This is a genomic window from Wenyingzhuangia heitensis (assembly GCF_011762155.1).
Taxonomy (GTDB): Bacteria; Bacteroidota; Bacteroidia; order Flavobacteriales; family Flavobacteriaceae; genus Wenyingzhuangia; species Wenyingzhuangia heitensis.
Map to the genome: position 1 here is coordinate 2,032,474 of NZ_JAASQL010000001.1, position 15,974 is coordinate 2,048,447.

16 protein-coding genes are annotated in these 15,974 nt (G+C 29.8%); 4 read left to right on the top strand and 12 right to left on the bottom strand.

Annotated elements, in window-relative coordinates:
• Positions 1-6: 6 nt before the first annotated feature.
• Positions 7-417 carry a DoxX family protein gene (locus tag FHR24_RS08590; RefSeq protein WP_167186773.1) on the top strand — a complete coding sequence of 137 codons (411 nt, stop codon included), beginning with the start codon at positions 7-9 and terminating at the stop codon, positions 415-417.
• A gap of 66 nt (positions 418-483) precedes the next feature.
• Here FHR24_RS08590 and FHR24_RS08595 read toward each other — a convergent pair whose 3' ends face one another.
• Positions 484-843, bottom strand: a complete 360-nt coding sequence (locus FHR24_RS08595; protein WP_167186776.1) for a hypothetical protein — start codon at positions 841-843, stop codon at positions 484-486.
• A gap of 233 nt (positions 844-1,076) precedes the next feature.
• On the opposite strand from FHR24_RS08595, the gene FHR24_RS08600 reads away from it, so the two are divergent.
• Entirely contained in the window at positions 1,077-3,632 is a 2,556-nt protein-coding gene (locus FHR24_RS08600; protein WP_167186779.1) for a VPS10 domain-containing protein, read from the top strand.
• 80 nt (positions 3,633-3,712) lie between these two features.
• Here the strand turns inward: FHR24_RS08600 and FHR24_RS08605 are convergent, their stop codons facing one another.
• The 4 genes from FHR24_RS08605 to FHR24_RS08620 form a co-directional block, all read right to left on the bottom strand.
• Positions 3,713-4,885 (bottom strand): carboxypeptidase-like regulatory domain-containing protein, encoded by a 1,173-nt coding sequence (locus tag FHR24_RS08605; protein ID WP_167186782.1) that lies wholly within the window; start codon positions 4,883-4,885, stop codon positions 3,713-3,715.
• A gap of 251 nt (positions 4,886-5,136) precedes the next feature.
• The gene (locus FHR24_RS08610) at positions 5,137-6,288 is read right to left on the bottom strand and encodes a carboxypeptidase-like regulatory domain-containing protein (RefSeq protein WP_243846522.1); all 1,152 of its coding nucleotides are present in this window, start codon (positions 6,286-6,288) and stop codon (positions 5,137-5,139) included.
• Between the two features lie 196 nt (positions 6,289-6,484).
• Positions 6,485-7,531 (bottom strand): endonuclease/exonuclease/phosphatase family protein, encoded by a 1,047-nt coding sequence (locus FHR24_RS08615; RefSeq protein WP_167186787.1) that lies wholly within the window; start codon positions 7,529-7,531, stop codon positions 6,485-6,487.
• A gap of 31 nt (positions 7,532-7,562) precedes the next feature.
• Positions 7,563-8,801: a DEAD/DEAH box helicase gene (locus tag FHR24_RS08620; RefSeq protein ID WP_167186790.1), complete on the bottom strand. Its 1,239-nt coding sequence runs from the start codon at positions 8,799-8,801 to the stop codon at positions 7,563-7,565.
• A 241-nt stretch (positions 8,802-9,042) separates the two neighbouring features.
• Here FHR24_RS08620 and FHR24_RS08625 point away from each other — a divergent pair, with 241 nt between their 5' ends.
• Together FHR24_RS08625 and FHR24_RS08630 are read left to right on the top strand one after the other, a co-directional pair.
• Positions 9,043-10,077 (top strand): AI-2E family transporter, encoded by a 1,035-nt coding sequence (locus FHR24_RS08625; RefSeq protein WP_167186793.1) that lies wholly within the window; start codon positions 9,043-9,045, stop codon positions 10,075-10,077.
• A 235-nt stretch (positions 10,078-10,312) separates the two neighbouring features.
• Positions 10,313-11,179, top strand: coding sequence for an EamA family transporter (locus FHR24_RS08630; RefSeq protein ID WP_167186796.1), 867 nt, complete (start codon positions 10,313-10,315; stop codon positions 11,177-11,179).
• Between the two features lie 34 nt (positions 11,180-11,213).
• On the opposite strand, the gene FHR24_RS08635 is transcribed toward FHR24_RS08630, so the two are convergent.
• From FHR24_RS08635 to FHR24_RS08665, 7 genes are all read right to left on the bottom strand, one after another.
• Complete coding sequence (locus FHR24_RS08635) at positions 11,214-11,726, bottom strand: peptide-methionine (S)-S-oxide reductase (protein ID WP_167186799.1); 513 nt, start codon at positions 11,724-11,726, stop codon at positions 11,214-11,216.
• A gap of 138 nt (positions 11,727-11,864) precedes the next feature.
• Entirely contained in the window at positions 11,865-12,713 is an 849-nt protein-coding gene (locus tag FHR24_RS08640) for an IS3 family transposase (RefSeq protein WP_317166189.1), read from the bottom strand.
• Positions 12,659-13,117 (bottom strand): helix-turn-helix domain-containing protein, encoded by a 459-nt coding sequence (locus FHR24_RS08645; protein ID WP_208412307.1) that lies wholly within the window; start codon positions 13,115-13,117, stop codon positions 12,659-12,661. Before FHR24_RS08645 ends, FHR24_RS08640 begins: the two co-directional genes overlap by 55 nt.
• A 185-nt stretch (positions 13,118-13,302) precedes the next feature.
• The gene (locus FHR24_RS08650; protein ID WP_167186802.1) at positions 13,303-14,157 is read right to left on the bottom strand and encodes an HNH endonuclease; all 855 of its coding nucleotides are present in this window, start codon (positions 14,155-14,157) and stop codon (positions 13,303-13,305) included.
• Between the two features lie 235 nt (positions 14,158-14,392).
• Positions 14,393-14,698, bottom strand: a complete 306-nt coding sequence (locus FHR24_RS08655; RefSeq protein ID WP_167186805.1) for a type II toxin-antitoxin system RelE/ParE family toxin — start codon at positions 14,696-14,698, stop codon at positions 14,393-14,395.
• The gene (locus FHR24_RS08660) at positions 14,682-14,909 is read right to left on the bottom strand and encodes a hypothetical protein (RefSeq protein WP_243846523.1); all 228 of its coding nucleotides are present in this window, start codon (positions 14,907-14,909) and stop codon (positions 14,682-14,684) included. Before FHR24_RS08660 ends, FHR24_RS08655 begins: the two co-directional genes overlap by 17 nt.
• Before the next feature lie 253 nt (positions 14,910-15,162).
• The coding region (locus FHR24_RS08665; protein WP_208412308.1) for a hypothetical protein at positions 15,163-15,974 on the bottom strand (812 nt) is incomplete at its 5' end.

Sequence of the window (15,974 nt, forward strand, 5' to 3'; positions counted from 1 at the left end):
AATTAGATGAAAAAACAACTATTAAGTAATAAATCTTGGGGAAGTAATTTTGCTGTTTTAATACTAAGAGTAACCTTTGGTGCTACTATGTTATTAGGACATGGATTGGGGAAATGGAGTAATTTATTTTCGGGGAAAGAGATTAAGTTTTTTGACTTTTTTGGAATTGGAGCAACGGCTTCTTTAGGATTGGCAGTTTTTGCAGAAGTAATTTGTTCTGTATTGTTAATTTTAGGATTGTTAACACGTTTGGCTTTAATCCCTTTACTAGTTACTATGTCCGTAGCTTTGTTTATGGTGCATTCAACAGATGCCTTTGGGGTGCAAGAAAAATCAATTTTGTATTTAGCCGTGTATGTTGTGTTATTTATTAACGGTGCTGGTAAATACTCTATGGATGCTTTGCTAAAAAGATAGTAGAAACTATAACAAACAAAAAAGGTTCCTAAATAATTTAGGAACCTTTTTTGTTTAGGATGCTTTTTATTTTTTACGTAAAAAACTATTAAAAGCTGGTTTCTGTGTTACAGATAAAAGATCTCTAATCTTTTCATTCGCTGCTTTTTGTATAGGAAAAGTTGATTTCCAAAAATCTTCTTTGTTAAAAGTTCCTGCTTTTTCTAATTTTATTTTTGCATTAGATTTTTCTACCATCAAATCTTTATAAATAGCTGTTACTTTTGTTGACTGCTCATCGTTTAATTTTAAATTTTCATCAGCACTAATTAAAGAGGTATTAAGCTTTGTTGTTAATTTTTTAGCTTGTTTTTCTGCCCACTCTTGTGAAAATACAGTTGTCGAAATAATTAAAGCGAATGCGAATAAGATTTTTTTGAAATTCATGATTTTGTTTATTTATAATAATAAAATCTAATATATCCTTTTAGTAGAATACTATAATTATTTGTGTCAAAATATGATTGGATGATGTCAAAATAGGGAATATTGTATTGGTGGTCTAAATTAAAACGGTTATTTTTTGGGTGAAAAAGTGATGGGGTTCTTTTAATAAACCATTTGTTTTCTTATTTACAAGAGATACAAACTACTTTAGTTTATAGTAAAACCAATAGAAGATGAAAAAAATAATAGTGGCACTTTTTGTGAGTGTACAATTCGCAACATTTGCACAAAACTCAACGTATTTTAAAAAACTACAAACCGAAAAAGTGGCAAGTGATGAACGTTTAAAATGGACGTTAATAGGGCCTGGTAATTCCGGTTATAGTGAAGATTTATTTATTCACCCAACAGATCCTAACGTCATGTTTTTAAATTACGATATGGGAAATGCGTACAGAACAGAAAATAAAAGTAAGTCTTGGGTAACTTTAAATGATTTTGATGGTAAAGGAAGTGACATTCGCCCAAACTGGATTGCTTTTTCTAATCAAGATGTTAACTATGGTATTATGTTAGAGAAAAGTGAGGTTAAACTAACAAAAGATAAAGGTGTTAGCTGGACACTTGTTCCTAATTTTCCAGGAAAAAAGAAATTTTCTGTAGCAAGTATAGATCCCAACGATAAAAAAACTTGGTATATAGGAGGCGGACAATATTGGAAAGTGAAAAACGTGCATCGTAGTTTAAAAGACCCAAACGGAACCAAAGTAAATTATACAGAATATGGAGCGATTCTTAAAACAACAAACGAAGGAAGAACGTGGGAAAAAATAATGGATAATATAGCTAATGATTTAGATGTAGGTAAAATTATTATTGATCCAAGAAATTCTAAAAACATCTATGTGTTGTCTAATGTTGGTTTGTATAAATCTACCAATGCAGGAAAATCTTGGCGAGAAATAAAAACAGGACTTCCTTATAATAATGTTAGAGATTTAACTTCTTATTACAACCAACAAACTAAAGAATTCTTTTTGTATTGTGTGTTGCAAACACAATATAAAATTGAAGGAAAAACGACCATTGCAGAAGGTGGTGTATATAAAAGTACTAATGAGGGAGAAAATTGGGAAAGTATTTCGGGTAATTTAAGTGAAAATTACAACTTAAAAGTAATTAGTCATCAATCTAAAAATTGGACATATTATAGAACCATAGGTTATTGGTTTGGAAAGAGTTTGGGTCAAATTAAAAAAATGGCTCCAGAATATCCAGAAGAAACTTTGCCTGTATTTAATAGAATTGCAATCAACCCTAAAAATCCAAATGAAGTTTATGTATCGAACAATTTAAAACACGATTATAGTTTTGGTCCTGGAGAATTGATGAGAACTTTAGATGGAGGTAAAACTTGGAATGTTGCGTTAAGAGCAGGTAAATATTGGGCAGATCAAGAAGATAAAACTTATTGGGAATCTTTAAACAATCCACTAGGATTAAACGCAACCTTTGCTCATTTAAATGAAGTAAATGAGAAAGATGGAACTATTGGAGTACGTTTAATGCAAACCAATGCAGATGGTGAGGTGATTATTTGTTACGAACAACAACATTTAATCTCTAAAGATCACGGAGAAACTTGGACTCAAATAGACGATGATGAAACAAGTCCAGGAAGTGGAAATTGGGTAGGACGTGGAGATAGTAATTTGCCAGGTTTTGGGTTGAATTTAGATACGCAAGAAAAAGGAAAATATTTGTTTTATACAGAAGAACACGGAATATGGAAAAGTACTTTAGATGGAGATAAAGTGTATAAGGGAGCAACAGCATTGCATCAAATAGAAGGTCAGTCTGTAGATTATAAAAAGAATTCTGTAAGTATTACGTCTTTAGTGGTAGATCCAAACAACTCTAAAACCTATTATAGTTTAACCAATAGACAAAGAAATGCGGGTACGTTTAGAAAATCTGTAGATGGAGGAAAAACTTGGAAAACAATTTCCAAACCCATCAAAAATATGAAACCGAACAATTTATTGTATTTGTTTAGTATCGTAATAGATAAAGATACTCCTAATAATATTGCTTTTTGCGTGCCTTCTCAAACAGAAAGAGGTTGGCATCCTTCTAAATGGAACAAAAACAATAAAAAGTATGCAGATTTTTCTGATTATGGAATATATCAGAGTAAAGATGGTGGAAAAACATGGAAATACAACAACACCGGATTGCCAGAGAATTTAAACGTAACGCAAATGTCTTATGATGAGAATTATAAAGATTTATATGCTGCTTTGGCAACATCAAAAGGAAATACTCCGGGCGGTTTGTTTAAAAGTAATAATAACGGAGATTCTTGGGAACAGATGAAGTTACCAAACGGGGTGACAAGCGTTAAGTTTGTAAAGTTTGATAAAAACGGAACTATGTACATAGCTACTGGAGATGGTGCAACCCAAGTAGGAAAAGGTGGAGTTTTTAGAAGTTATGACAAGGGAAAGAATTGGGAACAAATTTTTAACATGCCTAATACAAACAGAGTAGCAGTGTCTGATTTAGATCCTAATTATATTGGGGTAGTGGTAGCTCCCAATAGAAAGACTAAATTATTAAATCCAGGAATTTACATTTCTAGGGATGGAGGAAAAAATTGGCATAAAAGTAATTATGGTTTAGGACAACCAGATAAAATAGAAGGTTTTGGTTTTGATCCGTTTGATAAAAATGTTTTTTGGTCTGCAAGTCACGGTAGTGGTTTTGCCAAAGGAGTATTTAAAAAGTAAAGCATAAAAAATTGACTAAAATTAAAAGAGCGGTATTTTTAAATACCGCTCTTTATTATTTATAAGTTACTGTTAATAAATTATTGATTAGAAAGTTGGTATTGAGTTTCTAATGGAACCCCAAAAAGCCCCTCTATTTCTTCTTTGTTTTTTAAATAAAATTTAGTGTCTGGTGGAGTGTTTAAACTTTTCCAGAACTCAGGATGATAAGGCAAGTCTAATGAGCCCATATCTTTATCAAATCCGTAGTCTACAATGTTTGTTTTCTTTCTATCTGTTTCAACATTTAATACAAAAGCTTCCATTCTGTAATGCAATGTTTCTGCTGCTGTTCCGTGTAATTCTCTTGGAATCATGTGTTTTGGAAATCCCCATTCGTTTTTAAAGTAGCTTAAATGTACCTTTCCACTTTTGTGTTTTTTGTATATGTATAATGTTCTCCCACGTTCTATTCTGTATACTTTGTAAGAGTCAAGACCAATATAAACGGTGATTTTTTCCCACTTTTTATCAGGGTTTTGACCTTCTAAGATTAAAACATCTTCACCTTCATAAGAGGAGTCTCCTGTTTTTTTCCAAGTAAATTTCTTTAAGTTTCTAGCGTGTTCAGAATCACTAGGAGTAAAAGGATTAACTTCGTGCATACTCACAATAGAGTGTCTCCATTGGGTACGTTTCCAAAATCTATAATCTGCAGATTTTCTTGCTTCGGTAACCTGAATTCTTCCCATCCAGTTTGCAGGACCTCTATCTTTTTGTTTGATGTAGTTTTCTACCCAAAATTTAGCGACTCCATCTTCAGAGGCAGCTCTACGATATAAAATTTCTTTAACGTGAGGTTTGCTAAGTGTGTTCTTTTTTAAATTTTTAATTGCTTTTAAAACATATTCTTTAGGTGTTAATAGTTTTAAAGTGGTTAAGTTTACCACGTTTTCTATCATTACAATAGATCGGTCTTTTTTAGCTAAAAATTCATCAACTTTAATTTTATAAGTATCAAAACCTAAAGAAGAAACATACAAAGTGTCTTGTAATTCGTTTTTAGATACCAACAAAGAAAACTCTCCATCTTCTGTACTGGCAGTACCAATACTTTTGTTAACAATACCTACGGTAACAAAAGGAACGGTTTCTTTAGTTTCATCTAAAATAAGTCCTGTGATTTTTATTTTTTTTTCTTGTGCTGTTAATTGATGAATAGAAATCATCAATAAAATTAACAAGGGTAATTTTTTAAGTAGTTTATATACCATAATTCTAGTTTAGTTTTAGTGAGACAAAATTATTTATAATAAGTAGTAAGTAAGGGGTATAGATATTGAATATAATAGAACAAAGTGTTTAAATATATAAAAATATTATTGATAAAAAATAAATATATCGTTGAAAATGCAATAATGTATGGTTTGTTTTGTCAATATATAGGTTGTAGGACCGGAAATAAAAAACAAAAAGCTCCCAGTTTTGTAAACTTGGAGGTTAATTTTGTCTATTTAATGTCTAGCTATTTGTTAGAAAGTTGATATTGTTTTTCTAGAGGAACGTTAAAAAGTCCTTCTAACTCTGTTTTATTTTTTTTGTAAAACTTAGTATCTGGCGGAGTATTTAATTTTTTCCAAAATTTTGGATGATAAGGTAGGTCTAAACTTCCCATGTCTAAACCTAAACCATAGTCTTTAACCTTTGTTTTTTTCTTATCTAGGGTTACATTAAGCACAAAAGCTTCTGCTTTGTAATTTAAACTTTCTGCTCTAGTACCTAACATTTCTGGTGGAATATTATCCTTAGGAAATCCCCATGAGTTTCTGTAATAACTTAAATAAAGTTTTCCGTTTTGGTGTTTCTTATAAATGTATAAAGAGTTACCGCTTTCTAGTTTAAAAATTTTATAATCATCTAGACCAATATATAAGGTTACTTTTTCCCATGTTTTTTTAGGATTGGTACCTAGTAAAATTAAAACGTCCTCTCCTTCATAAGAAGAGCTTCCTGTTTTTACCCAATCAAATTTTTTCAGGTTTCTTTTATGAAAAGAGTTTCCGGGTCTTAGCAAATTTACTTCACACATATATTCTAAAGAATGTTTCCATTGTGTGTGTTTCCAAAATCTATAATCTACAGATTTTCGTGCTTCAGTCACTTCAAATCTACCCATCCAATAGGCAGGTCCTTTATCTCTAAATCTTATAAAATTCTCCACAAAAAATTTAGCTTTTCCATCTTCGGATGCAGCTCTTCTGTATAAAATTTCTTTTACGTGAGTTTTACTTAAGGTGTTGTTCTTTAAGTTTTTTAACGCTCTATTTACATAGTCAATAGGATGTAGAAGAACCAAAGTACTTAAACTAACCACGTTTTCTATTAAAATAATATTTTGGTCTTTTTTAGCTATAAAATCACTTACGTTAATTTTATAAGTATCATACCCTAAAGAAGAAACATAAAGAGTATCAATAAGTTCATTTTTAGAAACCAACAAAGAAAACTCACCATCTTCTGTACTTGCAGTACCAATACTCTTGTTAACAATACCTATGGTTACAAAAGGAACAGTTTCTTTGGTTTCATCTATTATTAATCCTGTAATTTTTATTTTTTGTTCTTGAGCTAAAGTAGCTAGAGTTGATAAAAAAAGAAAACTAAAAATGAATCCCATTTTTAGTCGGATAAGTAATTTATATACCATAGTTGTAGTTTAGTTATTTAAAAAAAACAAAACTATCTATATATCTTAAAAAAAGATAGAATAAATGTTGAATAGACTACAATAAAAGTTTTATAAATAAATAAAACACAATAAAATGGTATTTTGTTTGTGAATTTTTTTGATAAATTGTTTTTTTTATGTGAATTTATCTTTGTTCTGAAGTTTCCTTTTCCCCCTCAATAATTAATTCATCTGCCTTTTTTAGTACTTCATCAGAAGCTTTGTGTTGGTTGTTTTTTACTTGATGTATACTAAACTCAGCATAAAGAGGTAAATGGTCAGAATTGATGTTTTCTAAAGTTTTTAAAGTACGTACAGAAATATCTTTTGTGTGGTACATTAAGTCTAATGGAATTTTAAAAAAGCGATAATTGGCTGGAAATGTAGAAAGAAATCCACGACCAATTCTTGCATCTTTTAATCCCGAAATTTTTGTGAATAATTTGGTAATTCTAGACCAGGCAACACTATTAAAATCACCAATAACAACAGTTGGTAACGTTTCTTGTTTTATTTTTTTAGCAATACTTAGCAATTCACCATCTTTTTCTTTAGAATTAGGCTCTTCGGTTGGGCTGGCTGGTGGTGGATGAATTCCATAAAAAACAAAATTTTGTTTGTCTTTAGTTTTAAGAGTTGCCTTTATACTAGGAATATCATCAGCAACAAAATAATTAACATTTATATTTTCTACTGCTAATTGCGTATAAAAATGCATTCCGTAAGTATTTTCTAAGGCAATCTTTTTATAATTAGTATAATCATTATCTAGTTCTAATATTGCTTTTTCCCAATCTTTGTTAGATTCAATAGTCAACAAAATATCTGGTTGATACTTTTTTATCAATTTAATTAAGTGATGATATTCGGTATTAAATTGGTATACATTTACCGAAATAATAGAAACAAAGTTTTTGCCAGTTACAGCATTCTTATTTTTACTTTTTAATAAATAAGGATATAGTATGTATGTGCTGTTTAGAATTGTAGTTGTTAAAATAAATTGAAAAATAAATAATTGTAATGAAGTGCAAACTGCAAAAAAGCCAAAAACAAGCAAAATAATTTGAAATGCAGTAATATGTATTTTTCCAAAGGTAGCAATTCTAAATATCCAATGTTGATGTTGAATTTTAGGTAAAAAAGTAAGAACAACCGTTAGTATACTTAAGGGGTAATAGATATATTCCATCTTTAAAAATTAGATAAGGGTTGTTGTTTTTTTAATACCAACGTTTCTTTTTTGCTTTAGAAGCTACAGATTTACGACCTTTTTTGTGTTTACTACCTTGTTTTTTGTGTACTTCGGGTTTTGCTTTAGGATCTAAAGGATACGGATGGTTTTCTTCTACGGGAATTAGTTTTCCTAATAATTGTTGAATGTCTTTTATGTATGTTTTTTCATCTGCAGAACAGAAAGATAAAGAACGTCCTTCTTTACCAGCTCTACCCGTACGACCAATTCTATGTACATAAGCTTCAGGAATATTAGGCAAATCAAAATTAATAACAATATCTAAATTGGGTATGTCAATACCACGAGCTGCCACATCTGTAGCAATTAAAATATTAACATCGTTATTTTTAAATTTATTTAAAGCTTTGGTACGGGCAACTTGGGTTTTGTCTCCGTGAATAGTATCTACTTTATAATTGTTTTTTAAAAGAGTTTCTTCTAGTTTGTCTACTCCAAATTTGGTACGTCTAAAAATAATCATGTTTCCACTTAAATTATTACGTAACAAATGCAAGCACAATTCTATTTTTTGAGGTTTAGGAACTATATATAATTCCTGGCTAATTGTTTTTGCTGCTGATGACAAAACAGATACTGAGACTTTTTCGGGTTCTGTTAACAATTCATTGGCCAAGCTTTCTATTTTAGGAGGCATGGTTGCAGAAAACAATAAGGTTTGTTTTTGTGGAGGACACAGGCGAGCTATTTTTTTAACATCATCAATAAAGCCCATGTCTAACATCATGTCAGCTTCATCTAACACTAAAATTTGAATATAGTCTAAATTTAAAATATCTCTTTTGTGTAAATCTAACAAACGACCCGGAGTGGCAATTAATACATCTACCCCTTTGGTAAGTTGATCTATTTGGGGTTCCATAGCCATTCCACCATATACAGATGTGGTTCTTAAATTGGTGTAAGTACTGTATTTTTTAAAGTTTTCTTCTATCTGAATGGCCAGCTCTCTAGTAGGGCTTACTACTAAAGCTTTAATTTTTTTATCTCTTTTATTACTAGCATCTAACTGAGAAAAGATACGGTCTAAAATAGGCAATGCAAATGCAGCAGTTTTACCTGTTCCAGTTTGTGCACAACCAATTACATCTATTCCATCTAATACCAAAGGAATAGTTGCTTCTTGAATTGGAGTGGGAGTGGTGTAGTTTTGTTCTGCTACCGCTTTTAATATTTTAGCGTTTAAGTGTAAGTCTTTAAATGTCATATATAGTATTTACTAGTACAGCAAAGATACGGAAGTTGTTAGTAATATACAGGGATCTATTTCTATCTAATTCTTTGAAATTATTACTGTTTATTTTTTGAGAGAAATATTAATACATACAAGATGTAGATATGTGCTTGTTGGATTAGATTATTTTTTAAGCATAGTTGATTAATTGTATTAAATAACCTTTGAAATTATGTATTTTTGAAAGGAATAATCATTAAACAAAAGTAAGCTAATGAAAGATGCTAGAACTACAAATATACTATTGCTAATAATAGTTATTTCTCTTGTTTTTTACCTGTTAAAAACACTGTCTTTTATTTTTATACCCCTAGTATTAGCAATGTTTATAGCGTTGTTGTTTTTACCATTGATGAGATGGTTTAATAAAAAAAGAATTCCAAAATACATGAGTATTTCTGTAGTTGTTTTAATTATTGCAGGAATTTTTAAGGTAGGTTTTATGTTGATTCAGCTTTCTAGTACAGAAATATTAGAAGCAAATGGTTTGTTTTTTAAAAAAGCTGAAACAAAAATTGTTGATTTAATTGTACTAATAGAAAAAAACTTTGGAGTTGTTAGGGGAGAAGGTGACAGTCTGATTAACCATTATTTACAAGGAAACAATTTGGCAGGAAAAATAGGACCTTCTTTAGATTTTGTGGGTGATATTGTTTCTATGTCACTAATGACATTGTTTTTTTCGTTGTTATTATTAGCCGGATCTATTAATGTAGAAAAACTACTAAACAGTACTATTTTTAAACAAAAACATGCATCTGTAAAAACTTTTAGAAAAATAGAAAAAGATATTATAACATTTGTAAAAGTAAAATTTATAATTAGTTTATTTACAGGTATTGGTTTTGGTTTGGCTTGTGTTTTTTTTGATGTCAGTTTTCCTATATTCTGGGGTTTACTAGCCTTTTTACTCAACTTTATTCAAATGATTGGATCTATTGTTTCTATAGCTTTATTAGCCTTGTTTGCATTGGTAGAAATAGAAGTAACCAGTACTTTATTATTTTTTGTAATAACTATAACTGGAGTGCAAGTAGTTTTAGGAAGTGTTTTAGAGCCTATTTTTATGGGGAAAACATTTTCTATTAATGTTATTACTATTTTGGTAATGTTAATGTTTTGGGGATTTATTTGGGGAGTACCAGGTTTAATTTTATCAATTCCTATTACGGTTATTATTAAAATTATTTTGGATCAGTTTCCAAAATATAAAATTATATCAAGTCTAATGTCTGGATCAGAGACCTAACAAGCAGTCAAAATAATTTATTGATTAATGTATGTTTTTTATGAATTAGTATATTGAATGTCAATTGTCTAAAATCAAGTAAAACACCCTGACTATTAATGTTTTAATGTTAATTTGGGTAGTATTTTAAATCAAATAGATTTCATAAAAAAACAAAGCATAGACTTATAAAAGAGAATCTTAAAGAAACTGAATGTAATCAGATGTAAGGAGATTTTTAATCAAGAATTTATTTATGAGGTATTTATTTATTGTTACTATTATTTGGGCTTTTTCATTTAGCTTAATAGGTGTTTATCTTTCTGGACATGTAGATGCATGGTTTTCTGTATTAATGCGAATAGGTATTGCTACAATACTATTTTTACCTTTTTTAAAGCTAAAGAAACTTAAAACAGAAACAATTTTTAGACTTATAGCAATCGGTTCTGTTCAATTAGGTTTAATGTATTGTTTTTATTTTCAATCGTTTAGATTTCTTACAGTGCCAGAAGTATTGCTTTTTAGTGTATTAACACCAATTTATATTACAGTATTAAATGATATTTTAAGTAAGCAATTTCATAAAACACACCTTTTTACTGCTTTAATTGCTGTTTTAGGAGCTGCTTATATTCAATATTCAAGTATTAGTAAACATGTGTTTTTAGGCTTTTTAATTACACAAGGAGCAAATCTTTGTTTTGCTTTGGGACAAGTTGCTTACAAGTATTTATTAAAATCTACACCTGAACTACAAACAAAACCAAAGCATACTATTTTTGGATTATTTTTTATTGGTGCATTTTTGGTAGCTCTTATTGCTTTTTTCATTATGGGATCAACTGAAAAGATACCAACTACAATAGTGCAATGGGGAATTTTAATTTATCTAGGTGCTGTAGCATCAGGTTTATGTTATTTTTTATGGAATAAAGGTGTTGTTATGGTAAACACAGGTTCATTAGCAATAATGAATAATGCATTAATTCCATTAGGATTAATAGTTAACCTTGTTATATGGAATAAAGAAGCAGATCTTATGAAAATTTTAATTGGCGGAAGTCTCATTTTCGCTTCACTTGCACTTAATGAATATATAATGAAAGATGTTAAGGAATAGCTTAGCTCTTACAAGTTATTTCTGTAAAGTCAGATTAAGACTGACTTTTTTTATACTTATGTAGTAAGTTTAAAGGAATGTGGCAATAAGTGTGGTCATGAGGGTTAAGGGTTAATCTATCTTGATGCTCTGTATCGCTTAGAATAAAATTTGTTAAAGGAAGCACTTCAATAGCTATTTTTTTTAGACTCTTATTTTTATAGTTTAGTTCTTGTTCTATTTTCGCAATATATTTTTTTGCCTTTAACAGGTGGTTTTGATTATTGCTGTAGATACCTGTGCGATATTTCTCACCTATGTCATTACCCTGTTGGTTGATACTATAAGGATCAATAATTTCTAAAAAATAATGAATTAAATCTTCAATTGAAACAATGTTAGGATCAAAGGTCGTTTTGACACACTCAGCATAACCATCATAGTCTGAATTAGTAGATTTAGTAAAGCCATTAGCTCTGCCAGCTTTAGTCTTAATAACACCAGGCAGGTGTTTTAAGAACTCTTGGACTCCCCAAAGGCAGCCACCTGCAATGTATATTGTCTCCATTGATACTATTTATTCAATTAATTATTCTTTTATGTGACTGTAATTAATTGCTTAATTTTTAGTCAACCTATTTCAGGAAAGTTCAATGTGTATTATACTGAAATAGGTTGACTCTTTTTTAGTTAAAATTCTCCGTTCTTAAATCGTTAGTTCAGGTAAATTTACTTTATTTTTTCGATACGACTTGTATTTGATATTAGGATTTAAATATACTTCTGCAGGTTTTCTTAATTCCAAGCTAAAATGCGTTCTTAAATTGTTATAAATATAGACCGCTTGCTCTGTCATTTTTTGAGCTAGTTCTGTGTTTTTAATCGTTTGTTTTAATCCATATTCGTATTTCAACGTTCTATTAATTCGTTCTGCTACAGCATTTTCATAAGGGTCGTATTGCTCAGTCATACTCATTACGATATTGTTGTCTTCAGCAAAAGTTGTGTACTTAGGATTGCAGTATTGAAAACCTCTGTCTGAATGATGAATAAGCTTTTGATTGGGGTGTTTTCTGTTTTTAATGGCCATAGCGAGTGCATCGGTGCAAAGTGATGTTCTCATATGGTTATCTAGTTTGTAGCCCATAATCTTTTTAGAATAAGCATCTGTAACAATGGCTAAATAATTATGACCGTATTGTGTTTTAATGTAAGTTATATCGCTTACCCATAGTTGTTCTGGTCGAGTAGGAACGTGGTCTTTTACAAGGTTCTTATATTTTTTGTACATATGGTTTGAGTTTGTCGTTGTGATGTAATTTTTAGTTTTGGGAATCAAAAGATTATTTAGTCTGAGGAAGCGATAGAACTTGTCTCTGCCGATCTTAATATTAGCGTTTACAAAGTCTTGTTTTAGTTCTGTGTGTAGCTTAATTCCACCGGTTTTCGAGCCTACTTTTTTACGGTAGTCCTTGACCATTTTAATTAGTTCTTGATGCTCTATTTGTTGTTTTTGTTGTGCTTTGAGTCTTTTGTAGAAGGCTTGTTTAGATATCCCAAAACATCCATAGAGCCATTTTCTTTTATACGCTGTTTTTTCTTTAGCTCTATCTCTTTTGCTAATGTTTTGGGTAATGACTTTTTTGACATATCGACGCCTGTAATTAGTTCCATATCCGCGATAATGTCTTGTTGGAAGTCTTTTTGAAACTCAAGTTCTTCAATCTTTTCCTTTAATCTTTTAATCTCATCGTTTTTACTCATACCAGTATTTTGTTGCACTAAAGTACTGTATTTTCTTAACCAATAGGAAATAGTTGTTCTAGGAACGTCATATTTTTTGGAAGCTTGATTGTTGGATAGTTGACCATTTAAGATTTGGTCAACGACTAAAAGTTTAGTCTCTAAAGTTGCTTTTTGATAGTTTTTTTTTCGCCAGTGTTCATTTTGTGTTTTCATAAGTGACTGTAATTAATTGCTTAATTTTTAGTCAACCTATTTCAGGAAAGTTCATTTTTTTAATGTTGCTTAACGTGTTTGTATAAGCTTAGTTGCGTGGTTTAAGCACCTAATTTAGTAAATAAAAACCAAACTAGAAAGTCCGAAAGGACTTTCGTAAGTAGGCGAGAAGCCAGCAATTAAGTTTATACGGTGTTGTGCCTTGTTTTTATTCGTTTTCTTAATTGTTCTAATGATAAAAAATCACCTTCAATTCTCCTATGTAACATTCGGTGACAATTTGAACAAACTAAAGCCAAATCTTCAAGTTTTGTTATTCGTTCTCCTTTAAAAATTGGTGTTTTATGATGACATTCAATATAATCTTGTTCGTAAATGTCTTGGAATGAAAAATTACAAACCTCACATTCGAGATTACCATTCTTAATTGCTATTTGTTTTTTTCTATATGTTAAGGAACTATCTCTTTCTCTTACTCTATGTTTTCTAAATAATTCTTTTCCTTCTTTTGTTCCAAAATCTTGTTCTAGTTCGTCATTGAAGTATGTTTGATAATCTTTTAAATTCTGTTTAAGTTTATGATTGAAATAAGGTTTGAATAAGTTCCATAGTTCTACTTGAATTTTTTCAATCGTTTTCTGATTAGCAATATTTTTAAAACTTTCTGCATTTCCCCAGCCTCTATTTCTAAAATCTATTTTTCCAAGTTCAGTTAGTTCAAAGTTTATTTTATTTTCTTCTCCAGTATAAGCAATTACTTCAAAAATCCTCCCGTATTTAAAATTCTCTCTTGTATTTTCTTCTATTATTTCATAGTCAATTGCTCTAACTAAATGTGTTAAATATCTAGGTTTGCTTTTACTTGCTCTTTGATACAATACAACAATTTCATCGGTTTTTGCTTCAAGAATACTATTCTTTCTTTTGTCTGGAAAATGAAGTATAAATTCTTTTTCTTCAAGGTTTAAATAAGCTTTTCCAGTTTCTCCATTCGTGATATTTTTAATTCGAGAGATATCTTTTGAAGTAAAATTTTTCATTTTTAGAGTGGATTTTTGTCAAATAAGGCACAACGTATTTTGCTATGGTTAGTGCGGGCTTGAAAATCGACAGATTTTCGGGAACGCACTTAGCCAGAGCTTTTTGTTTGGATTTGTTTCTTGTTTTGTCACTAAGCCAAATCAACAAGATTTGGCGGACTTAGTAAATATAGACAAAACTTTGAGAAAGAACTAAACCCGCATTAACTATGAGCAGATGTTGTGTAACGTTTTTTTACACTTTCAATTTATTAGGATTTTTTCGATTACTAAAAAATGATAATATTTGAATGGTTTTATTACTATCGTTTTCTCTGTAATAGATAGTGTTTAATTTATGTACTACGGCTTTTCGAACTTTTAGATGTTTTGACTGAGGAAATAAATAAGGGTTTTCAGCTATTAATTTGATTGTAGTTTCAATTTTCTGAGAAAGTTTTTTAGATTCTCTTTCAGTCCATTTTAATTCTAAATATTCAAAAACTTCTTTTAATTCATTTAAAGCGTTATCTGTCCATTCAACTTTATAACCACTTTTCATATACTTTCCTTGCTTCAGAGTGAGAGTTTAAGTTTCCGTTTTCAGCATCTAAAATACCTTTTTCAATAGTTTTTTTTTCAGACTCAGAAATTTCATTCCACCAATCAGTAGTTTCAGATTTTCGAAGTTCTAATATTTTCTCAATAAGTGATTTGTCGTTAAGAGTTGTTAACCACTGTATTAATTCTATTTTAGTATTTTGAATATTCATTTCCATATCTCAAAAGTAATAAAATTCTAATTGAATATAGTTTTTCGGGGTTACTATTTAATGTTACACAACGGTTTGGCTAAGGAGCGTTTGGGGCTTAGTAAGCGACAATTTATCGGGTTTATTACCAAACCAAAGCCATTTAATTAATTTACTTTAAAAATAATATAAATGGCTTTGGTGACCTAGTAAATAAGCCAAAACTTCGAGAAATAACCAAGCCCAAATGTTTTTTAGTCGGTGTTGTAAAAAGTTAATTCAGAGGACATGGTGAATTATCTTCTGATATTTTTTCTTTTTCAAGTATTATAATTTCTCCTAATTCATTTATTAATATATGATGTTTTTCTATAATTGTAGGTTCACAATATTCAGTTGTTATTTTAGCTATAAATTCAAAATCATTCTTGTTTACTTTCATATAACCTTGAATATTATTATCAGTCAATGTATAACCAGAATGATTAATCATCCAAATAGCTTCATCAAGAGTATTAATTTCTCCTATAAAATCGAGTCTGTTTTGAGTTGTATATTCTCTGGTTGATATTGATATTAAGCTGTCATTTATTTGATATTTCAAATATTCATTACAACAATTATCACATTTACCTCCCAAAAAATCAACAAATGGATGTGTGAAATGTGATTTTTGATATTGACTTTTACAATACTCAGTAATACATATTTTTCCCCTTGAATAAAATATTTTGTTATCAAAATTTCCCAATGTATCCTTTGAGCATTCTTCCGAATATTCCCAATAAGTTATTTCAGATTTAGGTGAAAAATTTTTAAAATCAACACTTCTTCCTTTTTCAAACGATGATAAATCTATTGAAATTTCGTCATTATCATTTTGACAAGACATTATTGTCATAAATAAAATACCTAAGACTAATTTTTTCATAATATAAATATTGTTTCCTTTAAGATGCATTTTTTGAAAAAGGTTGCGCGTATTTTTTACAACGTATTTTGCTATGGTTAGTGCGGGTTTGAAAATCGACAGATTTTCGGACAAGCACTTAGCCAGAGCTTTTTGTTTGGTTTTGTTTCTTTTTT

Bases quoted from the DNA above. Each gene is read 5' to 3' on its own strand.
- FHR24_RS08615 (WP_167186787.1), bottom strand. From the start codon at position 7,531: ATGGAATATATCTATTACCCCTTAAGTATACTAACGGTTGTTCTTACT.
- FHR24_RS08655 (WP_167186805.1), bottom strand. From the start codon at position 14,698: ATGAAAAGTGGTTATAAAGTTGAATGGACAGATAACGCTTTAAATGAA.
- FHR24_RS08650 (WP_167186802.1), bottom strand. From the start codon at position 14,157: ATGAAAAATTTTACTTCAAAAGATATCTCTCGAATTAAAAATATCACG.
- FHR24_RS08610 (WP_243846522.1), bottom strand. From the start codon at position 6,288: ATGGGATTCATTTTTAGTTTTCTTTTTTTATCAACTCTAGCTACTTTA.
- FHR24_RS08590 (WP_167186773.1), top strand. From the start codon at position 7: ATGAAAAAACAACTATTAAGTAATAAATCTTGGGGAAGTAATTTTGCT.
- FHR24_RS08620 (WP_167186790.1), bottom strand. From the start codon at position 8,801: ATGACATTTAAAGACTTACACTTAAACGCTAAAATATTAAAAGCGGTA.
- FHR24_RS08635 (WP_167186799.1), bottom strand. From the start codon at position 11,726: ATGGAGACAATATACATTGCAGGTGGCTGCCTTTGGGGAGTCCAAGAG.
- FHR24_RS08645 (WP_208412307.1), bottom strand. From the start codon at position 13,117: ATGAAAACACAAAATGAACACTGGCGAAAAAAAAACTATCAAAAAGCA.
- FHR24_RS08600 (WP_167186779.1), top strand. From the start codon at position 1,077: ATGAAAAAAATAATAGTGGCACTTTTTGTGAGTGTACAATTCGCAACA.
- FHR24_RS08595 (WP_167186776.1), bottom strand. From the start codon at position 843: ATGAATTTCAAAAAAATCTTATTCGCATTCGCTTTAATTATTTCGACA.
- FHR24_RS08660 (WP_243846523.1), bottom strand. From the start codon at position 14,909: ATGAATATTCAAAATACTAAAATAGAATTAATACAGTGGTTAACAACT.
- FHR24_RS08630 (WP_167186796.1), top strand. From the start codon at position 10,313: ATGAGGTATTTATTTATTGTTACTATTATTTGGGCTTTTTCATTTAGC.
- FHR24_RS08625 (WP_167186793.1), top strand. From the start codon at position 9,043: ATGAAAGATGCTAGAACTACAAATATACTATTGCTAATAATAGTTATT.
- FHR24_RS08605 (WP_167186782.1), bottom strand. From the start codon at position 4,885: ATGGTATATAAACTACTTAAAAAATTACCCTTGTTAATTTTATTGATG.